We start from the raw sequence: 7,470 nt of genomic DNA, 5'->3' as shown, positions 1-7,470 counted from the left end.
CATCGGCCTGACCTATTTGCTGCGGCAAAGTCTGCCGACGCCGCAACAACGAGAACGGCTGGACAAGATCGATTCCGCCGCCCAACACCTGCTGGCCATCATCAACGATATTCTGGACCTCTCCAAAATCGAGGCCGGCCGGCTGGAATTGGAGCAAGCGGATTTCGCGCTGGAAGCGGTGCTGGACCATATTCGCTCGCTCACCGCCGAACAAGCCAAGCAAAAAGGCTTGCGAGTGGAAATCGAGAACGCCGGCGTGCCGACCTGGTTGCGCGGCGACCCTACTCGCCTGCGTCAAGCCATGCTCAACTACACCGGCAATGCCATCAAATTCACCGAAACCGGCTCGGTGAAACTGGTGGCGCGCCTGTTGGATGACAACGACGACGATTTGCTGGTCCGCTTCGAGGTCAGCGACACCGGCATCGGCATCGCCGCCGAGCAATTGCCGACCTTGTTCGAATACTTTGCCCAGGCCGACGCCTCGACCACCCGCAAATACGGCGGCACCGGCCTGGGCCTGGCCATCACCAAAAAACTGGCGCAAATGATGGGCGGCGATGCCGGCGTCGAAAGCCGCCTGGGCGCCGGTAGCCGCTTCTGGTTTACCGCGCGCCTGCAACGCGGCCACGGCGTGGCGGCCGGCCCGCTACCGCCGCTCGCGACCGACCACGAAAACCTGCTGCGCCGCAACCATGCCGGCGCCCGTTTGCTGCTGGCCGAGGACAACCCGATCAATCGCGAAGTCGCATTGGAATTGCTGCATGGCGTCGGCCTGATCGTCGATACCGCCGAGAACGGCAAGCTGGCCGTCGAAAAAATCCTGAGCCGCCGCTACGACTTGGTCCTGATGGATATGCAAATGCCGGAAATGGACGGCCTGGAAGCCGCTCAGGCCATCCGCGAGTTGCCGGAGTTCGCGGCCCTGCCGATTCTGGCGATGACCGCCAACGCCTTCGACGAAGACCGCGCCGCCTGCCTGCGGGCCGGCATGAACGACTTCGTCGCCAAACCGGTCAACCCGGCCGCGCTGTACGCGACCTTGCTGCGCTGGTTGACGCCGGCGGCGGAACCGGCGTCGCCGCGGCCGATCGCCGAGCCGGCCGGCAGTCGCGGCGACGCCAGCCGGCTCCGGGAACGCCTGCTCGGAATTCGCGGCCTCGACGCCGGCCGGGGCTTGGCGAGGTTGCGCGACGATCCGGTCAAATATCTTCAACTGCTACGCCAATTCGCCGACCATAATCGCCGCGATCTGACCGACATCGCCGAACTGCTGCTAAACGGCGACTACCAAACCGCGCGGGCACGAAGCCATAACCTGAAAGGCGTCGCGGCAACCTTGGGCGCGGTCGGACTGGCCGAGCAACTCAACGCACTGGATCGGGCGATCCGCGACCGCCTCGCCGCCGAAGCCTACCGGCCGCTGATCGAGGCCTGCGCGGCCGAATTGCAACCCTTGTTGCAAGACATTAGCGGCTTGCCGTTGGTCGATGCGGTGGCCGCCGCCATCGATCCGACCGAATGGCGGCCACGCCTGATCGAACTGGCGGACTTGTTGGCCGAAAACAATGCGCTGGCCAATCGCTTGGCGCGCGAGCTGGACGCGGCCTTACAGGCCGCGCTCGGCGAATTCCACCCCGATTTTCAACGGGCGATCGCCGGTTACGACTACGACGCGGCATTGGCCTTGCTCGGCCGGATCGGCATCGAACCGGCCATTCGCGGCGTTTAGCCTGCGGCCGAGCGCCGGCGCTCGATAGATCGTCCGGGTCAAACCATTAAAATGCTGTTACATTACCGGGATTTTTAACTCGGCCATTGCAATCCAATTCCATGTCCAAACACATCATCATTGTCGGCGCCGGCCCCGGCGGCCTGTGCGCCGGCATGCTGCTCGGCCAACGCGGTTTCAAGGTTACGATTTTCGATAAACACCCCGATGTCGGCGGCCGCAACCGGGCGATTCGGATGAACGGGTTTACCTTCGACACCGGCCCGACCTTTTTGCTGATGAAGGGCGTGTTGGACGAAATGTTCGAATTGTGCGGCCGGCAAAGCACCGACTACCTGGACTTCCTGCCGCTGGCGCCGATGTACCGCCTGCAATACGCCGACCGCGACATTTCGGTGTACTCCGACCGGGAGAATATGCGCGCCGAACTGAACCGGGTGTTCGACGAAGGCACCGCCGGCTACGAGGATTTCATCGTCAACGAGCGCAAACGCTTTAAAGCCCTCTACCCCTGCATCACCCGCGACTATTCCGACCTGGCCTCGTTTTTGTCCTGGGACCTGATCAAGGCCCTGCCCTGGCTGGCCTATCCGAAAAGCGTGTTCGCCAATCTCGGCCGATACTTCCGCCAGGAAAAAATGCGGTTGGCGTTTTGCTTTCAATCCAAATATCTGGGCATGTCGCCGTGGGAATGTCCGGCCTTGTTTACGATGCTGCCCTATCTGGAGCACGAATACGGCATCTACCACGTCAAGGGCGGCTTGAACCAAATCGCCGAGGCGATGGCCAAGGTGGTCGGCGAATGCGGCGGCGAGATCCGCACCGGCACCGGCGTCGCGGCCTTGCTGGTCGAAAACGGCGCGGTCAAGGGCGTCAAGCTGGATAATGGCGAGGAAGTGCGCGGCGACGAAGTGATCGTCAACGCCGATTTCGCCCACGCGATGAGCCACTTGCTGCAACCGGGCCAACTGAAAAAGTACGCGCCGGAAAAACTGAAAAAAATCGATTACTCCTGCTCGACCTTCATGCTGTATCTGGGTTTGGACAAGGTCTACGACCTGCCCCACCACACCATCGCCTTCGCCAAGGACTATCGCACCAACATTCGCAACATCTTCGCCGATAAAACCCTGAGCCGGGATTTCTCGTTTTACGTGCAAAACGCCGGCGCCAGCGACGCCACACTGGCGCCGGCCGGCAAATCGGCGCTGTACGTGTTGGTGCCGATGCCCAACAACGACAGCGGTCTGGACTGGGACCAGCACTGCCAAGAGGTGCGCGAACAGGTGCTGGACACCTTGGCCGAGCGGATGGGCTTAGCCGACCTGCGCGAACACATCGAATGCGAAAAAATCATCACGCCGGGCAGTTGGGAAAGCGACGAATACGTTTACAAGGGCGCGACCTTCAGTCTGGCCCATCGCTTCGGCCAGATGTTGTATTGGCGGCCGCACAACCGCTTCGAGGAATTGGACAACTGTTATCTGGTCGGCGGCGGCACCCACCCCGGCAGCGGCCTGCCGACGATTTACGAGTCGGCACGGATTTCGGCGCGGCTGATTTCGCAAAAGCACGGCGTCCCGTTTCGGGACATCGATCAAAGCCGCTGGCTGAGAGACTAGCCCGCGCCGGCGACAATCCACCGCGATTGTCGCTAACCGCTTGCCGACCCTGAACCCAACCAAACCATGCCGATAGAACCCTCGCCGATTCGCGTCGTTTCACCACTGGACGGCCGCCTGTTGGGCGAATACCCGACCACGACCGCCGCCGCGCTGGCCGAACAAATGTCCGCCGCCCGCATTGCCGGAGCGGCCTGGGCGCGACTGTCGGTCGCGCAACGGCTGGCGAAACTGGCGCCGTTGACCGAGCGGCTGCTGAGCGATACCGACGCCATCGTCGACTGCCTGCGGCTGACCACCGGCAAGGTGCCGACCGAAGCCCTGCTCGGCGAAATCTATCCGTTGCTGGATTTACTGGCCTATTACCGCCGGCACGCCGCGCGGATTCTGGCCGGACGCGGCGTGCCGACCTCGCCGTTCGCGTTTCCGGGCGCCACCGCGCAAATTCAACGCCAGCCCTACGGCGTCGCCGCGATCGTTTCGCCGTGGAATTATCCGCTGCAACTGACCGTGGCGCCGCTGCTGACCGCATTGATCGCCGGCAATGCCGCGATCATCAAGCCGTCCGAACTCAGTCTGCCGGTCGGCCAATTGATTCTCCAGCTATTCGCCGGCCTGGATTTGCCGGCGGGTCTGCTGCAATGGGCGGTCGGCGGCCGCGAAGTCGGCGAAGCCTTGATCGACGCCGGCCCGGATCTGCTGTTCTTCACCGGCGGCTTGCGAGCCGGCCGAGAAGCGATGCGCCGCGCCGCCCAACATCCGATTCCGGTGCTGCTGGAACTGGGCGGCAAGGACGCGATGATCGTGTTCGCCGACGCCGACCTGCCGCGCGCCGCCAACGCCGCGCTGTACGGCGCGTTCAGCAACAGCGGCCAGGTGTGCGTATCGATCGAACGCTTGTACGTGCAGCGCGAATGCCACGACCGGTTTCTGGCCCTGCTGCTGGACGGCGTCGCCAAGCTGCAAGTCGGTGCCGGCCCGGATGCCGACATGGGCGCGATGACTTCGGCCAGCCAGATCGACATCGTGCAAGCCCATTATGACGATGCGCTGGCCCAAGGCGCTCAAGCATCCGGGCCTTTACAGCGCGACGGCCCATTTTTGGGGCCGGCGCTGTTGTGGGATGTGCGCCCGGACATGCGGGTGATGCGCGAGGAAACCTTCGGCCCGCTGCTGCCGGTGCTGGCCTTCGACAGCGAAGCCGACGCGGTCGCGGCGGCCAATGCCGGCGAGTTCGGCTTGAACGCCAGCGTCTGGAGTCGCGACATCGCCAAGGCCGAACGGGTGGCCGGGCAATTGCAGGTCGGCAACTGGGCGGTCAACGACGTCATCAAAAACATCGGCCATCCCGGCCTGCCGTTCGGCGGCGTCAAGCGCAGCGGTTTCGGCCGCTATCACGGCGCCGAGGGCTTGCTGAGCTTCAGCTACCCGGTGGGCGGGCTGACCAGCCGCAGCCCCTTGGCCAAGGAACCGAACTGGTTTCCCTATTCCAAACAGCACTATCAAAACTTAAAGGGTTATATCGACTTCGTGCACGGCGCCGGCACGTTGAAGCAACGCATCCAACGCAACTGGCCGGCCTTGCAGGCGTTTCGGGAGTATTCGGCTTTCGACCTGACCCAGCGCTGGCACAATCTTAAATTACTGTTGACAGGCAAACGAGGCTAACCATGCAGCAATACACTAACCACCGCAATGTCGTCGTGATCGGCGCCGGCTTGGGCGGTCTGTCGGCGGCGATTTCGCTGGCCTCCGAAGGCTTCCAGGTCGAATTGGTCGAAAAAAACGACAAGGTCGGCGGCAAACTGAACATTCTGGAAAAAGACGGTTTCACTTTCGATCTGGGACCGTCCATCCTGACCATGCCGCACATCTTCGAGGCCTTGTTTACGCGGGTCGGCAAACGTATGGCCGATTACGTGGCGATCGAGGCCGTCGAAACCCACTGGCGCAATTTTTTCGAGGACGGTACCGTCGTCGATTTATGCGCCGACCCGGACAATCAGCGCCGCGAGCTGGACAAACTCGGTCCGCGGGTTTACGACGATTTCCAACGCTTCATGGCCTACGCGACAAAATTGGGCCGGGAAACCGAAACCGGCTATTTCGCCAAGGGCCTGGACGGTTTTTGGGATTTGCTGAAATTCTACGGCCCGCTGCGCAGCTTGAATTTCGACGTGTTCCGCACGATGGATCAAGGCGTGCGCCGCTTCGTCTCCGATCCGAAACTGGTCGACATTCTGAATTACTTCATCAAATACGTCGGTTCCTCGCCTTACGACGCGCCGGCCTTGATGAATCTGCTACCCTACATCCAATACCAATACGGCCTGTGGTACGTCAAGGGCGGCATGTACGGGATGGCCCAGGCCCTGGAAAAACTGGCGCTGGAATTGGGCGTGAAGATTCGGCTGAACGCCGAAGTCGCGGCCATCGAGCACCAAGCCGGCCGCGCCACCGCCATCCGCCTGCAAAACGGCGAGCGTCTGGCCGCCGATCTGGTGGTGTCGAACATGGAAGTGATTCCCTGCCTGGAAAAGCTGCTGCACAGCCCGGCCCCGGCGCTGAAAAAAGTCCAACGCTTCCAGCCGAGTTGCTCCGGCCTGGTGCTGCACCTGGGCGTGGACCGGCTTTATCCGCAACTGGCGCATCACAACTTTTTTTATTCCGATCATCCGCGCGAGCATTTCGACGCGGTGTTCAAAAGCCACCGCTTGTCCGAGGACCCGACCATTTATCTGGTGGCGCCGTGCAAAACCGATCCGGCCCAGGCGCCGGCCGACTGCGAAATCATCAAAATACTGCCGCACATCCCGCACATCGATCCGGAAAAACCGCTGAGCGCCGACGATTATTGGGCCTTGCGCGAGCGGGTACTCAGCAAATTGGAACGGATGGGCTTGACCGATCTGCGCCGCCACATCGTCTGCGAGGAATACTGGACGCCGCCCGACATCGAAGCCCGCTACTACTCCAACCGGGGTTCGATCTACGGCGTGGTGGCCGACCGCAATTTAAACCTGGGCTTCAAGGCGCCGCAACGCAGCGGCGATTTGCGCAATCTGTATTTCGTCGGCGGCAGCGTCAATCCGGGCGGCGGCATGCCGATGGTGACCTTGTCGGGGCAATTGGTCAGAGACAAGATACTCGCCGATCTAGCCGGCCAATAAACCGGCCGGGCATGCTGGAGGAAGCCTGGCATTGTCTGGGAATCCGGGTCGCCAGTTCGGCCGCCCGCCGTCTGGGATACGCCCGCGAGGCCGCCGCGCTGGAAGCCCGGCATCGGCGCTGCCGGCCGGCCTGGCGGCCGCATCTGCAAGCCACTCGCGCCGCCTTGCTGGCTTCGGCCGCCCGGGTCGAGCCGGCGGGCGGAACCGCGTTGATCGTCGGCGGCGGCATCGCCCGCGACCTGCCGCTGGCGGACTTGCTGACGCGGTTTCAACAGGTGGTGTTGCTGGACATGGTGTTCAGCCGCTCGACGCGCCGTTTGGCCAGTCGCTGGCCGGGCCGGATCAGCTGTTGTTATGGCGATGTGACCGGCACGGTCGAATGGTTGGCCGAACAGCGCCGTATCCCGCCCGACGCGCTGGTTTCCCGTGCCGGCCACCCCACGCTATCCGCCAAACCGGCGTGGGTGGCCTCGGTGAATTGTCTGATGCAATTACCGCTGTTGCCGGTGGCCTGGCTGGCCGCTCACGGTGCCGGTGAAGCCGACCTGGAAGCCTTCGGCCGCCATCTGATCGAAGCGCATTTGGACTGGCTGACTGCCTGGCAAGTACCCTGTTGTCTGATCACCGAAGTCGGCGACACGACCTACGACGCCGCCGGCCAACGCCTATCCGGCAACGACTACCGGCCCTTGCTGGCCCGGCTGCCGCAAATGGCAACCCTGACCGCCGATTGGCTCTGGCAGATCGCGCCGCCCGGCGAGTCGGCCGGCGGCGGTTTTGAAACCTTGAGTATCGAGGCTTGGGAGTTCCATCCCATCTTGGGCTTAACAGGCGCATGTACTTGAGTTAAACCGCTCGTGGCGAATGAATCGAGCCATGAACGTCTCACTCGTTCGCCCTTAAACAGACCCTGGGCGAACCGTTAAGGCTTGATTCAAAAAGCCTC

General features: G+C 62.6%; 5 protein-coding genes. All 5 read left to right on the top strand.

The window, feature by feature from the left end; all coding sequences use genetic code 11:
* A partial coding sequence (locus tag AC3B8H_RS16115; protein WP_488442566.1) for a hybrid sensor histidine kinase/response regulator occupies nt 1–1,732 on the top strand: 1,732 nt, incomplete at its 5' end.
* 101 nt (nt 1,733–1,833) lie between these two features.
* A complete protein-coding gene (locus tag AC3B8H_RS16110; protein WP_488442565.1) occupies nt 1,834–3,354 on the top strand; it encodes a phytoene desaturase family protein in 1,521 nt (506 codons plus the stop codon).
* 66 nt (nt 3,355–3,420) lie between these two features.
* Entirely contained in the window at nt 3,421–5,022 is a 1,602-nt protein-coding gene (locus AC3B8H_RS16105) for an aldehyde dehydrogenase family protein (RefSeq protein WP_488442564.1), read from the top strand.
* Nucleotides 5,023–5,024: 2 nt separating this feature from the next.
* Nucleotides 5,025–6,524 (top strand): phytoene desaturase family protein, encoded by a 1,500-nt coding sequence (locus tag AC3B8H_RS16100; protein ID WP_488442563.1) that lies wholly within the window; start codon nt 5,025–5,027, stop codon nt 6,522–6,524.
* An 11-nt stretch (nt 6,525–6,535) separates the two neighbouring features.
* Entirely contained in the window at nt 6,536–7,369 is an 834-nt protein-coding gene (locus tag AC3B8H_RS16095) for a hypothetical protein (RefSeq protein WP_488442562.1), read from the top strand.
* Nucleotides 7,370–7,470: the final 101 nt, after the last annotated feature.

This window comes from Methylomonas sp. BG-2, assembly GCF_057766305.1.
The sequence above is the reverse complement of the archived record's forward strand: the minus strand, read 5'-3'. Positions and strand labels throughout refer to the sequence as shown.